This is a genomic window from Microbacterium sp. Cr-K20 (assembly GCF_000708325.1).
Lineage (GTDB): Bacteria > Actinomycetota > Actinomycetes > Actinomycetales > Microbacteriaceae > Microbacterium.
In genome coordinates this window covers 49,503-66,146 of the sequence record NZ_JARE01000047.1, presented here as the reverse complement: position 1 = coordinate 66,146, position 16,644 = coordinate 49,503, and the positions used below count along the sequence as shown (strand labels likewise).

The 16,644-nt window shown below is 68.2% G+C and carries 15 protein-coding genes; 8 read left to right on the top strand and 7 right to left on the bottom strand.

Annotation, left to right across the window (positions count from 1 at the left end; genetic code table 11):
• Nucleotides 1–6: 6 nt before the first annotated feature.
• From efeB to efeU, 3 genes are read right to left on the bottom strand one after another with little or no spacing between them, the layout of a single operon-like run.
• Complete coding sequence (efeB, locus tag GZ67_RS0108415) at nucleotides 7–1,311, bottom strand: iron uptake transporter deferrochelatase/peroxidase subunit (protein WP_029263633.1); 1,305 nt, start codon at nucleotides 1,309–1,311, stop codon at nucleotides 7–9.
• A 38-nt stretch (nucleotides 1,312–1,349) separates the two neighbouring features.
• Nucleotides 1,350–2,573, bottom strand: coding sequence for an iron uptake system protein EfeO (gene efeO / locus GZ67_RS0108410; RefSeq protein ID WP_029263634.1), 1,224 nt, complete (start codon nucleotides 2,571–2,573; stop codon nucleotides 1,350–1,352).
• A complete protein-coding gene (gene efeU, locus GZ67_RS0108405) occupies nucleotides 2,570–3,514 on the bottom strand; it encodes an iron uptake transporter permease EfeU (protein WP_029263635.1) in 945 nt (314 codons plus the stop codon). Before efeU ends, efeO begins: the two co-directional genes overlap by 4 nt.
• A gap of 169 nt (nucleotides 3,515–3,683) precedes the next feature.
• Here efeU and GZ67_RS0108400 point away from each other — a divergent pair, with 169 nt between their 5' ends.
• Entirely contained in the window at nucleotides 3,684–4,688 is a 1,005-nt protein-coding gene (locus tag GZ67_RS0108400; RefSeq protein ID WP_029263636.1) for an isopenicillin N synthase family dioxygenase, read from the top strand.
• Between the two features lie 8 nt (nucleotides 4,689–4,696).
• Here GZ67_RS0108400 and GZ67_RS0108395 read toward each other — a convergent pair whose 3' ends face one another.
• From GZ67_RS0108395 to GZ67_RS0108380, 4 genes are all read right to left on the bottom strand, one after another.
• The gene (locus GZ67_RS0108395; protein WP_029263637.1) at nucleotides 4,697–5,026 is read right to left on the bottom strand and encodes a transcriptional regulator; all 330 of its coding nucleotides are present in this window, start codon (nucleotides 5,024–5,026) and stop codon (nucleotides 4,697–4,699) included.
• Entirely contained in the window at nucleotides 5,019–5,888 is an 870-nt protein-coding gene (locus GZ67_RS0108390) for a hypothetical protein (protein WP_029263638.1), read from the bottom strand. Before GZ67_RS0108390 ends, GZ67_RS0108395 begins: the two co-directional genes overlap by 8 nt.
• 76 nt (nucleotides 5,889–5,964) lie before the next feature.
• Nucleotides 5,965–6,630 (bottom strand): GntR family transcriptional regulator, encoded by a 666-nt coding sequence (locus GZ67_RS0108385; protein WP_029263639.1) that lies wholly within the window; start codon nucleotides 6,628–6,630, stop codon nucleotides 5,965–5,967.
• Nucleotides 6,631–6,649: 19 nt separating this feature from the next.
• On the bottom strand, nucleotides 6,650–8,116 hold the full coding sequence (locus GZ67_RS0108380) for a chlorohydrolase family protein (RefSeq protein ID WP_029263640.1): 1,467 nt from the start codon (nucleotides 8,114–8,116) through the stop codon (nucleotides 6,650–6,652).
• 182 nt (nucleotides 8,117–8,298) lie between these two features.
• On the opposite strand from GZ67_RS0108380, the gene GZ67_RS0108375 reads away from it, so the two are divergent.
• The 7 genes from GZ67_RS0108375 (at nucleotide 8,299) to GZ67_RS0108345 (ending at nucleotide 16,595) form a co-directional block, all read left to right on the top strand.
• A complete protein-coding gene (locus tag GZ67_RS0108375; RefSeq protein WP_231481743.1) occupies nucleotides 8,299–9,312 on the top strand; it encodes an ABC transporter permease in 1,014 nt (337 codons plus the stop codon).
• A 47-nt stretch (nucleotides 9,313–9,359) separates the two neighbouring features.
• Nucleotides 9,360–11,084, top strand: coding sequence for an ABC transporter substrate-binding protein (locus GZ67_RS0108370; RefSeq protein ID WP_029263642.1), 1,725 nt, complete (start codon nucleotides 9,360–9,362; stop codon nucleotides 11,082–11,084).
• Nucleotides 11,085–11,153: 69 nt separating this feature from the next.
• On the top strand, nucleotides 11,154–12,152 hold the full coding sequence (locus GZ67_RS0108365) for an ABC transporter permease (RefSeq protein WP_029263643.1): 999 nt from the start codon (nucleotides 11,154–11,156) through the stop codon (nucleotides 12,150–12,152).
• Complete coding sequence (locus GZ67_RS0108360) at nucleotides 12,152–13,174, top strand: ABC transporter ATP-binding protein (RefSeq protein WP_036304063.1); 1,023 nt, start codon at nucleotides 12,152–12,154, stop codon at nucleotides 13,172–13,174. Before GZ67_RS0108365 ends, GZ67_RS0108360 begins: the two co-directional genes overlap by 1 nt.
• The gene (locus tag GZ67_RS0108355) at nucleotides 13,171–14,202 is read left to right on the top strand and encodes an ABC transporter ATP-binding protein (RefSeq protein WP_051662438.1); all 1,032 of its coding nucleotides are present in this window, start codon (nucleotides 13,171–13,173) and stop codon (nucleotides 14,200–14,202) included. The genes GZ67_RS0108360 and GZ67_RS0108355 overlap by 4 nt, the downstream gene beginning before the upstream one ends.
• Nucleotides 14,189–15,397: an amidohydrolase gene (locus GZ67_RS0108350; RefSeq protein ID WP_029263646.1), complete on the top strand. Its 1,209-nt coding sequence runs from the start codon at nucleotides 14,189–14,191 to the stop codon at nucleotides 15,395–15,397. Before GZ67_RS0108355 ends, GZ67_RS0108350 begins: the two co-directional genes overlap by 14 nt.
• Nucleotides 15,381–16,595, top strand: a complete 1,215-nt coding sequence (locus tag GZ67_RS0108345; RefSeq protein ID WP_051662437.1) for an MFS transporter — start codon at nucleotides 15,381–15,383, stop codon at nucleotides 16,593–16,595. Before GZ67_RS0108350 ends, GZ67_RS0108345 begins: the two co-directional genes overlap by 17 nt.
• Nucleotides 16,596–16,644 lie beyond the last annotated feature (49 nt).

Sequence of the window (16,644 nt, the reverse complement as noted above, 5' to 3'; positions counted from 1 at the left end):
GCCCGCTCAGGCGAACAGCTGCGCGCCCACGTAGGACCCCGGGGTCGCACCCCTCGGCACGGCCCAGATCCCCGAGCCGACGTGGCGGATGTATTCGTTCATCAGGTCGGTCGACAGCCGCCGCTGCAGCGAGATGAACTGCGCGGGGTCACGCTGATACGACAGGAAGAAGAGTCCGGCGTCGAGGCGTCCGAGCTCGTTGTTGCCGTCGACGTAGTTATAGCCGCGACGCAGGATCCGCACACCGTCGTTCTGCTCGGGATGCGCCAGGCTCACGTGGCTGTTGGCGTCGATGGCCTTGCCATGGAAGTCGGGCGCCGTGAACTCGTCCCCTCCCGAGAGGGGCGCGCCCTCCCCCTTGTCCCGGCCGATGATCGCATCCTGCTCCGACAACCGCACACGGTCCCACGTCTCGATCAGCATCGCGATCTTGCGCGCGACGAGGTACGAGCCTCCGGCGAGCCAGGCGGGCTCGTCCTGCTCGGACACCCAGACGTGGTCCGCGAGCGCCTCGGTGTCGTCGGCGAGGATATTGGCGGTGCCGTCCTTGAAGCCGAAGAGGTTCCGGGGCGTCGCCTGCGCGGCGGTCGTGCGCGACGTCTTGCCGAATCCCAGCTGCGACCAGCGCAGGCGGGCGCGGCCGAAGGCGATGCGGCTGAGGTTGCGGATCGCGTGCACCGCGACCTGCGGGTCATCGGCGCAGGCCTGGATGCAGAGATCTCCGTGGGACGCCTGCGGGTCGAGATCGTCGCCGAGGAACGCCGGGAGGCGTTCGAGGCCGGCCGGGCGCTGCGCGGCGATGCCGTAGCGGTCGCCGTCTTCGTTCTCGAAGAGGCCGGGTCCGAACCCGAAGGTGATCGTCAGGCCGGCCGCGGGGAGCCCCAATGCCTCGCCGGTGTCATCCGGCGGTGCCTCCGCCGGTCCGCCGACCGCTCCACTCGCGCTAACCTCCAGCCCCTGCGACATGCGGGACCCGGCGTATGACCAGTCCTGCAAAAGGGAGATCAGGTCGTCGCGGTCGCTGCGTGGCATCATGTCGAAGCTCGCGAAGTGCAGATGATCCTGCACCGGTGTGGTGATGCCCGCCTGGTGCGCACCGAAGAACTCGTAGGCGGAATGCGCGTCCTCCGCTGCGCGCGCACGTCCCAGCGCCACACCCCCGGCGAGGCCCGCGCCGGCGCCGACCGCAAGCCCTGCCACGCCACCGCCGATGGCGAGGCCGAGGAGTCCGCGTCTGCTCAGCCCGCCCGGAGCGGAGACGTCACCCGTCGATGAGGTGTCGGGCGAGGCCCCCGCTTCTGGTTCGTTCACGTCCGTGATGGTATCCGTTCGATTCCGCTCGACGCTGATCAGTCGAGGACAGTGCTGGTGAGCTGCGAGAGCGGCTCGGCCAGCGCGTTGATCAGGTCGGTGAACTCGCGCTTGTCGTCCTCGGTCAGCTGTGCGTAGGCGACGAACCCGTCGGTCAGCGAGCCGTGGGCGGCGAGAGACTCCTCGAGTGCGGCGTAGCCGCCTTCTATCTCGTCGACGAGGGCCTCACCGTCGTCACCCTGAGCTGCGGCGAAGTCCTGCACGAGGGAGAACGCCATCTTCGAGCCCTCGACGTTCGCGGCGAAGTCGTAGAGGTCGGTGCCCGACCACCAGTCCTCCTCGCCCGAGATCTTGCCGGTGGCGACCTCATCGAGCAGCGCGATGGAGCCGTTCGAGATGCCTCCGATGCCCTGATCGTCGAGAGCCGTCGTGAAGTCGTCGGAGTGCACGTAGTCGTAGAGCTCCTGCACGTCGGCGAGCAGCAGGTCGCCGAAGTCGGCCCGCTCTGCCGGCGTCGACGGAGTCCAGTCCTGCCAGGCCGGGGTCTCGCCGTCGGCGTTCAGCGCGTCCTGCGCCGGCACCCACAGGTCCTTCTCGATGCGGTGGAAGCCCGTCCAATCCAGGCCCTCAGCCACGGCGTCGACCTCGCGATAGTCGATGCGCGGGTCGAGATCCCCGAGCGCCTCGGCGACCGGCTCGATGCGCTCGTAGAACGCGCGGGTCAGCGGGAACTGCGCGCGGGCGGTCTCGTCGTCGCCCGACTCGTAGGCTGCGACGAACTCCTCGACGGCCGGGACGAGCTGACCGACCTGGTCCTTGACGAACGCGGCGTAGAGATCGACCGCCTGCTGCTTCTGCTCGGCATCGGGCCCGTCGACCGCGACGCGATCGCCGGTGACGGTGAAGGCCGCCTTGCCGACGCCGTCGCCGAGCATCCCGGGCTTGCACAGCGTGAAGTAGTCGCCGGGCTGCGCGACCACGGTGAGTGTCCGGGACGCTGCCGGCGCGATGTTCTCGACCTCGCCGACGATGCGCAGACCGTCCTCGGCCAGCAGATAGAACTCCGAGACCTGGTCCGTGTCGTTCTTGACGTCGAAGGTCAGCGTCCCGCTCTTCGCGGTGGCCGCCGACACGGCGCAGTCGCTGGCGGTCGACGAGACGTCGAAGGCGGCGACGTCGCTCTTCGCGACGCAACCGCTCAGGACGAGTGCTACGGCGCCCGCGGCGGCCAATGCCCCCAGGACACGGTGAGAGGTGGTCATGCTGCTCCTTGTGGTGAGAGAGAGGTCGTGTCGGATTCGGGTTCGGCCGAAGCGCGAGGCTTCGGCGTACGGCGCGAGCGGAGACCGCGGACGTACAGCGAACCGACGATGAGGATGTAGAGAGTCCAGGCGGAGACCTGCAACCAGGTCATCGCGGGCATGAAGCCGACCGTGGCCTGCAGCACCGCGGCCAGCGGACCGCTCGGGGCGATGGCCGACGACACATCGAACGCCCAACCGAACGGGAAAGCCGCCCACCCGATCGCGACCGCCCCGGTCGTGGGATCGAGCGGCGCCGCGGCCGTGAACGGGCCCGGCAGGGCGCCCGCCTCCTGCAGATCCATCAGCGCATAGGCGAGCACGCCGGCGGCGACGATGACCAGGAAGCCGCCGGTCCACGCGAAGAAGCGGCGGAGATCGAGCTTCACGGCTCCGCGGGAGATGAGCCAGCCGATGATCACGGCGGCGGCGAGTCCGAGCAGAGCGCCGAGCAGAGCGGACGGCGCATCGCCGAACGCCTGCACCATCGACCACAGAAGGAGTGTCGTCTCGATCCCCTCCCGCGCGACGGACACGAAGCCGATCGCGACGAGCGCCCAGAGGCCGCCGACCGTGAGCGCGCGATCGAGGCCGCCCTCGAGCGTCGCCTTCATGGTGCGTCCGGCACGCTGCATCCAGAAGATCATCCACGTGACCATCGCGACGGCGAGCAGCGAGAGCCCGCCGCCGATCAGCTCCTGCGCCTTGAAAGTGAGCTCGTAGGCGCCGAAGGTGAGCACGGCGCCGATACCGAGTGCGAGGGCGATCGCGAGGCCGACGCCCGCCCACATCTTCGGCAGGGCGTCCTTCCGGCCGAGGCGGCGGAGGTAGGCGACGAGGATGCCGACGACGAGCGCGGCTTCCAGGCCTTCACGGAGGCCGATGAGAAAAGTGGCGAGCACGGAGACGATTTCTGTTGCGACGACTGAGGTAAGGCAGCCCTTACCTACGAGACTCTAGCACCGCGGTGACATCATGCCGGAACACCGTTACCACCGGCCGACGACGCCCCGGCGGTAACGCGGCGCAACAGTGGCCCTCCCGCTCGGAAAGCCGACATACCCTCGGTCCATGGCTGAACTCTCGCTCCCGATCCTCGACCTGTCCCAGCTCGATGAAGGCCCGGACGCTGCGGCTCGTTTCCGCGACGATCTCCGGGCGGCGACGCACGACGTCGGCTTCTTCTATCTCACGGGCACGGGCATCTCCCCCGAGCTGGAAGCACGGCTGCACCGTGCTGCCCTCGACTTCTTCGCCCTCCCGGAGGAGGACAAGCTCGCGATCGAGAACGTGAACAGCCCGCACTTCCGCGGCTATACCCGCATCGGCGGAGAGCGCACCCAGGGTCAGGTGGACTGGCGCGAGCAGATCGACATCGGGCCCGAGCGCGAACCCGTGGACGGCGGCCCCGCGTTCAACCGCCTCATCGGCCCGAATCTGTGGCCGGCGGCGCAGCCGGAACTGCAGGAGATCGTCACCGAATGGCACGAGACGCTGTCCGACGTCGCCCGGCGGTTGCTGCGGGAATGGGCGCAGACGCTCGGAGCCGACGAGACCTATTTCGACGATCACTTCGGTGAGCCCTCGACACTGATCAAGATCGTCCGTTACCCGGGAACACACGAGCCCGAGCCCCAGCAGGGCGTCGGCGCGCACAAGGACTCGGGCGTCCTCACGCTCCTCTGGGTCGAACCGGGCAAGGGCGGCCTGCAGGTCGAGCGCGACGGAGCCTGGGTCGACGCTCCCCCGGTGCCCGGTGCCTTCGTCGTGAACATCGGCGAGCTGCTCGAGTACGCCACCGGCGGCTACCTCAAGGCGACGAACCACCGGGTCGTGTCACCGAAGGCCCCGAACGACCGGATCTCGATCCCGTTCTTCTTCAACCCCGCCCTCGACAAGCGCCTCCCGCTGATCGAGCTTCCGCCCGAACTGGCGGCCGAGGCGAAGGGTGTCACGAAGGACCCGAGCAACCCGATCCACGCGCTCTACGGCGAGAACGCCCTCAAGTCACGCCTGCGCGCCCACCCCGACGTCGCGGCGATCCACCACGCGGACCTCGTGGATGCCACCGCCTGAGCCCGCGCTCACAGGGCCTGCCCACCTCCGAGGGCGACGATCTCACGTAGCGCCTGGAGGTGTGCGGCGAAGGCGTCGCGCCCCGTCTTGGTCGAACGCACCCACGTGCGCGAGCGGCCACCGACGTTCGCCTTGCGCGCGAACACGTAGTCGGCAGCCTGCAGGTGCGTGATGGCCTTGCTCAGGGGTGAGTCACCGCACTGGAGGACATCCCGAAGCGTCGCGAAGTCGAGTTCCATCCCATCCCCCAGCGCCGCCATGAGGGAGAACCGGATGGGCGAGGCGAAATTATCGTCCAGCTGGGTGCGTGGGTGAGGCCTGGAGGCCGGCTCAGCCACGGCTCGCCCGGCCGGGGACGAAGGACACGAGGGCGAAGAGCAGGATCACGACGACACCTCCGAGAACACCCGCGAGCCCCCGGTTCCCGAAGGACTCGCCCGCGAGAGTGAGCCCGACGGGGACGCACGCCGCGACGAAGAACATCGCCACATGCGGCCAACGCCAGGCGGCTCCGATGGCCGGGAGCCCCAGCGGGGTGTTGAAGGCCACGATCCACGCGAGGAGCGTCATCATCACCAGCAACGAGATCACGCTCCGGAGGACATCGTCGGGGGATCCCGCCAGCATGGTGAGTACGCCGACAGTGATACCGACAAGCACGGTTCCCCACCGCAGGGGCGCAGGCAGCGGGACCCGGGCAGGACACGGACGACGCGGATCCCCTGACGCGCGGAGGAGCTGCACCGCCCCGTGGCCGCCGATGCCCAGCAGGACCATACCGGCGGGGATGAGCACCGTAGCGGCGGGGAGCGCGGTGTCCAACGCCACGAGTCCGAACACCACGAGGGCAGCGGCCAGCAGCACCCCTCCCCCCAGGATGACCGGCCACCGCGAGCGAGTCATGCGCCACTGCATCCCGTTGCGCTGAGCCATGCCGCTCGCGAGCTGCCCCCACACCAGGAAGGTGAACAGGATCATCTGCGAGGCGATCACGTCGTCGTTCCGGAGAACGAGTGCGAATGCGACGAGGTACGCCGCAGTGACCGCCGCATTGAGGATCTGGAGCCAGGCGAGCGCGCGTCGGTCGATCGCGCGGTCGCGGCGCCCCGCCACCGCGTCAGCGGCAGCCAGATACTGCTGCGCGAGATCGGCATCCGGCGGGACGAGCGCGTCCTGACCGGGGATGGACTTCTGCTCCACGATGGACCTCCCTGACTTTCCATCCGGAAAGTTCACTACTTTCCTATCGGAAAGCGAGGGAGGGGTCAACCCGTCGTCACCAGTCGAGTGCCTGCGCGAGGGCTTCGATGATGGGTTCGCGCCCCTGATCGATGTGCGCATAGGCCTGCGCCGCCGCCACCTCGCCGCGCCCGGCGACGATGGCGTCGAGCAGTTGCTGGTGCTCCACCGCGTGCTCCTGCTCCCGTGTGGCGTGCGTGATGCCGAAGATCCACTGCATCCGGCCGAGCATGGGCCGCAGACTGCGTTCGAGGATGCGATTGCCGGAGAGACGGACGATCTCGAGGTGGAACCCGAGGTTGGACTCCCCCAGCTCGGCCGTGTCCCCCGGCGCGAGCGCACGCTCGAGGAGTTCGCGCAACCGATCCGCACTCGCCGCTCCCGAGTGGACACGTTGCGCCGCATGCCGCGTCGCATAGGGCTCGATGCACAGCCGCGCGTCGTACAGCTCCTCGACGTCGGCCCTCGTCACCGGCGTGACACTCGCCCCCTTGTTGCGTGTCGTGACGACGAACCCGTCCGTCTCCAGCCGCTGGAGCGCCTGCCGGACGGGCACACGGGACACCTCGAACCGCTCCGACAGATCCCGCTCCTTCAGCCAGGACCCCGGGGTGAGCTCTCCGACGATGATCCGGCGCAGCACACCGCGATAGACCCGCTCGGCGAGGGCGGATCCGTCGGTGATCAGGCTGTCGGAACTCATCGCGGAACCTCTCGGGGCATCAGGCATGACGGGGGAAGACCGGAGGGAAGAGTTCGTCGGTCGTTCCGCTCCGATGGTCGCGCCCAGTGTAGGCGTTCCGCATCTGCCCGAAGAGGATCTGCGTATCGTCGCGGATCGCGTCGAGGTCGATTCCGTCGATCTTCCCGTCACGCATGACGACCCGGCCGGCGACCATCGTCAGGCACGCATCGCGCGCCGTGCCGTTCAGCACGAGTGTGCGCAGCGGGTCGTCGACGGCGCCCATCCGCACGTCGTCCAGCCGGAACGCCGTCAGATCGGCCTGGGCACCGACGGCGATCTTGCCGAGGTCCGGGCGATGGAGCGCCTTCGCCCCGCCGAGCGTCGCCGCATCGACGTATCCGGCGAGGTCACCGGCAGCGAGACTGCCGTTCTGCACCTTCGCGACCGACACCCCGGTGTCGATGCCCCGGATGAGATCGGGCGGGAATGAATCCGTACCGAGGGCGATGTTCACCCCGGCATCGCGATAACGCTGGAACGTCCCGAGTTCGGAGCCGTAGCGGGCATTGGTCAGCGGGCAGTGCACGATCGACACCCCCGCGTCGACCAGACGTGCGAGGTCGCCGCGGTCTTCCCCGTGCACCCGCGGGTTCACGTCGAGGAACACGCCGTGCGGCACGATGAGGCGATCGTTCAGAAGGCCCGTCCTCTCGATGAGCTCGAGTGGAGTGCAGCCGTGGGCATCGAGGATGAGCTCGCGCTCGACCTCCCCCTGCAGCGCGTGCAGCCGGACGATCGCTCCGCGCTCCGCCGCCGCCGCCCCCGTCGCCGCGAGCAGCTCGGGAGTCAGCGTCTCGATGCGGCAGGGCAGGAAGACGGGCGTGAGCAGCGGCTCGCCGAGCGCGGCCAGCTCGTCATGGAACCGGATGGCGTCGGCGAGCCCGACCTCACCCTCCTCCGGCGCGAACCGCACCCGGCGTTCACCCGACGCCGTCACGACGTTCACGCCCGAGCGGTAGGAGGGACCGAGGAATCCGCGCAGCCCGAGAGCGCGCGAGAACGCCGCCATCCGGTGAAGGTCGCCCGCCGATTCGGCCCAGACCGAATGCACCTCCGAGGCGATCGGCATGTAGGAGGTGATGCCGTGCAGCGCGAGCTGCACCAGCGCGATCTCCCGGATCCGTGCACGCTCATCCTCGTCGAAGACATGCCGCCGACGGTCGAAGTAGTCCTCCGACCACTGCAGTCGGGCCGCCTGCTCACGAGTACCCCAAGCGTCCAAGATCAAGTGGTCGATGTCGGTGAGCGCGTCCAGGTCGATGAGCCCGGGCATCAGCAGGCTCTCCCCGAGTTCCAGGCGCTCATCGATGCCCGAGGGAGCCTGGTCAGCCGGGCCGGCGAAGACGATCAGGTCATCCTCGACGACCACGGCCCCCTGCCGGAGTTCCCGGTGGGAGGTGCCGTCGAACACCAGCACGTGGTCGGCGGTGAGAAGTGTGCGCATGAGAGCCCCGATGATCTGAGATGCGATTTGGTATCCAAAAACTATCTCACGTTACTCCTGCTCTTCAAGATGTTCCCCGGGTAGCAACGGTAAATCAGGTCACTCTGGAATTTGGTATCCCAACCGCGCTCCAGCTGGTATACAATTCTGAGCACCCGCTCCCCGGCCCATCAAGGAAGATCGTGACCGACACCCAGACGCTGACCCCGAAGACGGAGGCGCTGCCCACCGCGCCGCCGAAGATCGCGACCGGACGCTCGCTCCTCGGGACGGCGTGGCTGCGCATCCGCCGCAGCCCCATCGCCCTCGTCTCCTTCGGGGTCGTCGTGGCGATCGTGCTCTTCGCCCTCCTCGCTCCCGTGCTGGTCGCGATCGAGGGGCAGGATCCGTTCACCACGAACACCGGCCCTGAGGTCCTCGACAACTTCAACACCCCCGGCCTGCCGCTCCCCGCCTACATGTACCCGTCCGTGGAGCACTGGCTCGGCGTCGAACCGGGACTCGGACGCGACATCTTCGCCCGCATCGCCTACGGGGCTCAGGTCTCGTTGCTGATCGCCCTGCTCTCGACGCTGGTCTCGGTCGTCCTCGGAACCGTGCTCGGGGCGGCGGCCGGCTACTTCGGCGGCAAGGTCGACATGGTCATCAGCCGCATCATCGACCTCTTCCTCGCCTTCCCGCACCTGCTCCTGGTGCTCTCGCTCACCCCGATCCTGCAATCCCGGCTGCGCGACACGCCCCTCGGCCAGGGCAGCTTCGTCCCCATCGCCTCCCTCGTGCTGATCCTCGGGTTCTTCGGCTGGGCGTACCTGGCCAGAGTCGTGCGCGGCCAGGTGCTCAGCATCCGCGAGCAGGAGTACATCGAGGCGGCGAAGTCCTACGGGGCCTCGCACCGGACCATCATCTTCCGTCAGGTCATCCCGAACGTGCTCGGGGTCGTCCTCGTCTACGCGACCATGATGATCCCCGCGAACATCTCCGCCGAAGCCGCACTGTCGTTCCTCGGCGTCGGCGTGAAGGACCCGACGCCGTCCTGGGGGCAGATGCTCAACGCCGCTCAGGCGGGCAACTGGTACCTCAGCGACCCCTGGTTCCTCATCGTGCCCGGCACCGCGCTCATCATCACCGTGCTCGCCTTCAACCTGCTCGGCGACGCCGTGCGCGACGCGCTCGATCCCAAGGCCTCCCGCAGCTGACCTTCCCGCCCCCGAACACCCGACCCCCCACCGAAAGAGAACGCGTCATGAGACACCGCAGTCCCCTGCTCGCCGCTGCGACCGTGGCCATCGCCCTGGTCGTCACCGGTTGCACCAGCGTCACCGCACAGAACGGGCAATCCGCCCCCACCGGCTCGAAGGACCCGTATGCCGCGCACATCGTGCAGCCGGGCTTCGACGAGGCCGGCGGCAACGTCAACGTCCTGATGTCGAGCGACTTCATGACGCTCGACCCGGGCAACAGCAACTATGTGCAGACCGCGAACGTCGGCCAGCTCTACTACCGCACGCTGACGATGGCGAAGGAGACCGCCGGAGAGCCGCCCACGATCGTCGGCGACCTCGCGACCGACACCGGCACCGCCTCGGAAGACGGCCTCACCTGGACGTACACCCTCAAGGACGGTCTGAAGTACGAGGACGGTACGCCCATCACCGCCGCCGATGTGAAGTACGGCATCGCCCGCACGTTCGCGCGCGACGTCTTCACCCAGGCACCGCAGGAGTTGAACTCCGCTCTCGATGCCGATGATTACAAGGGTCCGTACTCGGGCGGCGGCGATCTGACGGCCGTCGAGACCCCCGACGACAAGACCGTGATCTTCCATCTGAAGCAGCCGAACCCCGACTTCGCCGCCCTCGTGTCGCGCTCGAACACGGCGCCGGTGCCGCAGGCGAAGGACACGAAGCTCGACTACACGAACCACCCCATCTCCTCGGGCCCGTACATGATCGAGAGTTACGACCGCGGCCGGGAGCTGAAGCTCGTGCGCAACCCCTCCTGGGATCCCGCGACCGACGAGAACCGCACCGCCCTGCCGGACACCTTCACGTTCTCGCTCTCGACCGCGCAGGCGACCATCAGCCAACAGCTGATCTCTGATGCCGACCCGACCGCGATCACACTCGACTCGAACGGCGCCCTCCAGGCATCGGACACGTCACGCCTGACCGAGTCGTCCGTCGCCGACCGCACCGCCTCCGGACTGCTCGGCTGCACCGATGTGCTGAACTTCAACACCGAGACCATCACCGACCCCGACGTGCGTCACGCGCTCGCCCTGGCGATGGACCGTGCGGCTATCCAGGTGCAGTACGGCGGTGCGCGCTTCGGCAAGCTCACCAACTCGTACCTGAACGACTCGCAGGTCGGGTACGTCGCCGAGACCACCGACCTCGACATCGACGGCGCCCCGCAGCTCGACGCCGCCAAGAAGCTGCTCGAGGGCAAGGACGTCCCCGTCTCGCTCACCTACGGCTACTCGAACGCGATCGACCGGTACAAGAACCTGGGCACCGTGCTCCAGCAGAACTTCACCGAGCTCGGCATCGACCTGCAGCTCGTGCCGATCCCCGCCGCGAACTACTACACGGTGCTCGCCAGCGACGAGATGCCCGACATCGCCCGCGCCGGCTGGTGCGGCGGTGCGGCCTCCGGCTCCACCCGGACAACGGTCGACCCCAACATCGGCCCGAGCCTCGACGGAACGACGTACGGCTTCAGCAACATCTCTCGCTTCTACGACGAGAAGCTCTCCGGTGACATGTACGAGCTGCGCAACACCAACGGCACCTCCGAAGAGCTGAACACGCGCTGGGCCGAGCTCTACAACGAGGCCATGGAGTCGTACCCGCTCGTGCCGCTCATCCGCACCTTCACCAACAGCGTCGTGGGTTCGAAGATCCACAACGCCCAGGTGGGGTACTTCTTCGGAAGCATCGATCTGTCCACCATCGGCGTCGAGCAGTAACGGCCGACACCACACCTTCGGAAAGGACGGGGCCGACCGCTCGTTCGGTCGGCCCCGTACGGGACAGCAATGTTCGGATTCATCGTCCGCCGCGTGACCGCGCTGGTCATCCTCCTGCTCGTCGTGAGCTTCGTGACGTTCGCCCTGTTCCAGATCGGCCCCGCAGACCCTGCGGCAGCCGCCTGCGGCCAGGAGTGCACCCCTGAACGCATCGACCAGGCGCGCGTCGCCCTCGGCATGGACAAGCCGTTCCTGGTGCAGTACTTCACGTACCTCAGTGGATTCTTCGGCGAACGGCTCATCGGAGCGCCGGGCGCCGAGCAGGTCTGCGCCTGGCCCTGCCTGGGCAAGTCGTTCCAGACCAACGAGAACGTCACCGACGTCATCGTCAGGGCGCTCCCCTATACGCTCTCCATCGCCGTTGGCGCTGTCGTGCTGTGGACCGTGGTCGGTGTCGGCCTCGGACTCCTCGCAGCCCTCCGCAAGGGCGGGGCGACCGACAAGATCATCGTCGGAGCCGCATCCGTCGGCGTCTCGCTCCCTGTGCCCGTCACCGGGCTGCTGCTCCTGCTCGTGTTCGTGAGCGCACTGCACTGGCTGCCGTTCACGAGCAATCAGATCTCCTCCCCGTTCGGCCCCGCCGGACCTGGAGCATGGTTCACGAACTACCTGCTCCCCTGGGTCGCGCTGGCCATCCTGTTCAGCGCGCAGTACATCCGCATCACGCGGAACAACATGATCGAGACCTTCGGCGAGGACTACATGCGCACCGCGCGGGCGAAGGGTCTGAGCCCCAGACGGATCACGACCCACGGAGTCCGTGCCGGCATCACTCCGATCATCACGATGCTGGGTCTGGACATCGGCGCCCTGCTCGGCGGTGCCGTGCTGACCGAGCAGATCTTCTCGGTGCCCGGCCTCGGATTCACCGCGGTGCGGGCAGCCACCTCGGGAGACCTGCCGGTCACCATGGCGATCACGATGCTCGCCGCCTTCTTCATCATCACCGCGAACGTCATCGTCGACCTCGTGTACGCGAGCGTCGACCCGAGAGTGAGAGTCAACTGATGACCACGCCGATCCTCGACATCCGCGACCTGCGGGTGACCTTCCCCACCGACGACGGTCTGGTCAATGCCGTGAACGGCATGGACCTCGTCGTGCAGCGCGGAGAGACCGTCGGCATCGTCGGCGAATCCGGTTCGGGAAAGACCGTGACCAGCCAGACCCTGATGGGGCTCCTCAAAGGGACCAGCGCGAAGGTCACCGGACGAGTGCTCTTCGACGGCACCGATCTGGTACCGCTCAGCGAGAGCGAGATGCGGCCATACCGCGGTCGCAAGATCGGGATGATCTTCCAGGATCCGCTCTCGGCGATGCACCCCTTCTACACGGTGGGTCGGCAGATCGCCGAGGCGTACCGCGTGCACAACAGGGTGAGCGCGAAGGCCGCGAAGGCCCAGGCGATCGAGATGCTGAGCCGCGTCGGTATCCCCGACCCGGTCGCGCGGTACGACTCCTATCCGCACGAGTTCTCCGGCGGTATGCGGCAGCGGGCGATGATCGCGATGGCGCTCATCTGCGAACCGGAGCTGCTCATCGCCGACGAGCCGACCACGGCGCTCGATGTCACCGTGCAGGCGCAGATCCTCGATCTGATCGGATCGCTCCAGGCGGAGACCGGCTCCGCCGTGATCTTCGTCACGCACGATCTGGGCGTCGTCGCCGAGGTCTGCAAACGCGTCGTCGTCATGTACGGCGGCCAGTGCGTGGAAGAGGCCGGCGTGCACGACCTGTTCTTCCGGACCGCGCACCCCTATGCCCGGGGCCTGCTCGCATCGATGCCCTCGATGGTCGACGAAGCCGGACGCCTCACGCCCATCCCCGGCTTCCCGCCGTCGCTGCTCGACCTCCCGCAGGGGTGCCTCTTCGCCGATCGCTGCCCCGTCGCGGCCCTCGTGCCGGACGACAGATGCCGCACCGAGCGCCCCGAGCTCACCCTCGTCGGATCCGGCCACCGTGCGCGCTGTCACCTCGCGGAACCCGACCTCCCGACAACCGTGCTCGACCTGCAGGAGGTGGCCCGATGAGCGAACCGTTGCTGAGCGTCGAGAACCTCGCCAAGCATTTCAGCGTCAGCAAGGGATTCCTGCGCGGTTCCTCGCAGGTGAAAGCGGTGGACGGGGTCTCCTTCACACTCGAACGCGGATCGACACTGGGGCTGGTCGGCGAATCCGGCTGCGGCAAGTCCACCACCGGACGTCTGCTGATGCGTCTGCTCACCCCCACGTCGGGGCGGATCCTGCTGGACGGCGCCGACGTGTCCCAGCTCCGCGGGTCAGACCTGCAGCAGTTCCGGCGCCGCGTGCAGATGGTGTTCCAGAACCCTTCATCGTCGCTGAACCCCCGGCAGAGCGTCGGCGCGGCGATCGCGGCTCCCCTGCAGGCCCAGGGAATCTCCCCCCAGGAGGGCATGAAGAACCGGGTCGCGGCTCTGATGGACAGGGTGGGGCTGCGGCCGGAGCACTACAACAGGTTCCCCCACGAGTTCTCGGGCGGACAGAAGCAGCGCGTCGGCATCGCCAGGGCACTTGCGTTGGAGCCCGACATCCTGGTCTGCGACGAGCCGGTGTCGGCTCTCGACGTCTCGGTGCAGGCACAGGTCATCAACCTGCTGCAGGACATCCAGGCCGACACCGGCATCTCCTACGTGTTCATCGCGCACGATCTGTCCGTCGTCAAGCACTTCGCCGACGAGGTCGCCGTGATGTACCTCGGGCGCATCATGGAGCACGGCACCAGGGATGCCGTGTTCGGCGCCCCGCAGCACCCATACACGCAGTCGCTGCTGTCCTCCGTTCCGAGCCCCGATCCCACCGCCGACCGCAGTCGACGGATCCGTCTCGTCGGAGACCTCCCGCACCCGTCGAACCCACCCAGCGGCTGCGTCTTCCGCACGCGATGCCCCGTGCTCCCGCTCCACGACGAGGAACGGCGTCGGCAGTGCGTGGAGCAGGTTCCCACCGGCGATGCCGCGTGCCATCATCTGGCTGAAGCCGCCGACCTCGCGTCGCGGCTCGGCGCCCCCGAAGAAAGGAAAGTCCATGCTGATTCGTGACGTGCGCCCCTGGGGCGGCTCCGCCTCCGATGTCCTGATCGAGGACGGTCGCATCACCCGGATCCTCCCCCACGAGGCGGCACCGGCGTCCGGCGACGACGTCGACGGACGCGGGCGGCTTCTGCTGCCCTCCTTCAGCGATGTCCACGTGCACCTGGATTCGACACGGATCGGACTGCCGTTCCGCGAGCACACCGGCGCTCCCGGCGTCTGGGGCATGATGATGAACGACCGCGAGAACTGGCGCAACGCCGAGGTCGACCTTCCCACGCGGGTGGCCGGCACCCTCGAGCGCATGATCGCACGGGGCACGACCCGCGTCCGCTCCTACGCGCAGGTCGACGTCGACTGCAAGCTCGAGAAGTTCGACGCGGTGATCGCGGCGAAGGAGAAGTTCGCCGCCCACGCCGACGTCCAGGTCATGACCTTCCCCCAGGCGGGCATCCTCCGCGAAGAGGGCACGGTCGAGTATCTGGAGGAGTCTCTCAAGCAGGGGGCAGACGTGATCGGCGGAATCGACCCGTCACAGCTCGACCGCGACCCCGCCAAGCACCTCGACATCGTGTTCGGTCTCGCCGAGAAGTACCAGGTCGAGGTCGACATCCACCTGCACGAACCCGGTACCCTCGGGGTGTTCAGCACCGAGCTCGTGATGGAGCGCACACGTGCACTCGGCATGCAGGGCAAGGTGACGATGTCACACGCCTACGAACTCGGTTCTGTGAACGAGGCCACGAGCCGTCGCCTGATCGAGGAGTTCGCCGAGCTGGACATCTCGATGGCGACGGTCGCCCCCTCGACCAGCAACCACCTCTCCCTGGTGCAGCTCGTCGAGGCCGGCGTGCGGATCGGGCTCGGTCAGGACGGTCAGCGCGACTACTGGAGCCCGTACGGCAACACCGACATGCTCGACCGCACCTGGCAGCTGGCCTTCACGAACGGCTTCCGCCGCGACGACCACATCGAGATGGCACTCGCGGTCGCGACGATGGGTGGGGCGAGCATCATGTCCTCCACCTCACCGCGCCTCACGGGTGTCGAGGACCGGCCCGGTCTGGCCGTCGGAGACCGGGCCGACCTGGTCCTGGTCGATGGCGAGACGCCCACCAGCGCGGTGATGGACCGGGGAACCGACCGACTCGTCATCCACGACGGCCGCGTGGTCGCCGACGGCCTTCGTGTCCTCGCGCTCTGAGCGTCGAGGCAGCGAGTTCCGCGATCGCGCCGTCGGGCTCGGCGCAGCCCTGCTGATCGGGCTCAACCTGCGCCCGGCGATCACCTCGGTCGCCGCCCTGCTCGAGCCGACGAGGGCGGCGTTCGACCTCGCACCGGTGCAGCTGAACCTCCTGGCGACGCTGCCGGTGATCGCCTTCGGCATCAGTGCACCGGTCGGGCCGCTGCTCGCCCGCCGCCTCGGTGTGACCAGGGCGCTGATCTGGACCATGGTGGCGCTCGCGGGGTCGCTCGCACTGCGGGTCGTCGTTCCCGGGGGCATGCTTCCGGGAACGTTCCTCGCCGGGGTGTCGATCATGGCTGCAGGGACCTTGCTTCCGCAGTACCTGAAGTCCCTTCGGGCGGGAGGTCTCTGGATCGGCCTGAGCAGCATGTCGTTCAGCGCGGGGGCCGCGCTCGGAGCGGGACTCGCCGTGCCGCTGAGCACGGCGGTCGGCGGGCCCGCGGTGGCGCTCGGGCTCTGGGCCGTGCCCGCTCTGATCGCCGCGGGCGCCATGGTCGGTGTGGCGCTGCGCTCGGAAGCTCCCCCACCGCCGTCGTCTCGGATGGCGCTGCCCCGGTCGGCTCGACCGACCGTCGCGCTGATCACCGCGATGTTCGGCCTCCAGGCGATGCTCTTCTTCGCGGTGGCCTCGTGGCTCCCCCGCATCCTCGGAGATCGCGGTGTGGACGCGCAGACCGCCGGCTGGCTGCTCGCGCTGACCAGCGTCGCGGGCCTCGTGCCGACGCTCGTCGCGCCGATCCTCGCTCGACGTCGCCGCGTTCTGCGGTTCTTCGGTCCGGGCCTGGGCATCGTGATGCTGGCGGCGTTCGTCTGGCTCGCTTCCGGCGACGAGTCGTACATCGCGATCACGGTCGTGCTCGGTGCCGTGCAGAGCGCGACGTTCGGACTCTCCCTCGCACTCATCGTGATGCTCGCCGCCGACGAGGCCTCGGCGGGCCTGCTGTCGGCTATCGCGCAGGGCGTCGGCTACGCGTTCGCCGGCGCGGGGAGCCTCCTCGTCGGCGTCCTCCACGACCTCACCGGCGGCTGGACGGCGAGCCTCGTGTTCATGATCGTGTGTGCCGCGGCGCTCGCCCTCGTCGTGGGGTTCGTGATCCGCTGCCGCCCGGTCGACCTGCAGGCACCGTCGGAGGTGTCTGCGCTCCCCCGAGCATGACGAAGGCCGCCCCACACCGTGGGGCGGCCTTCTCAAGAATGTTCTGCGC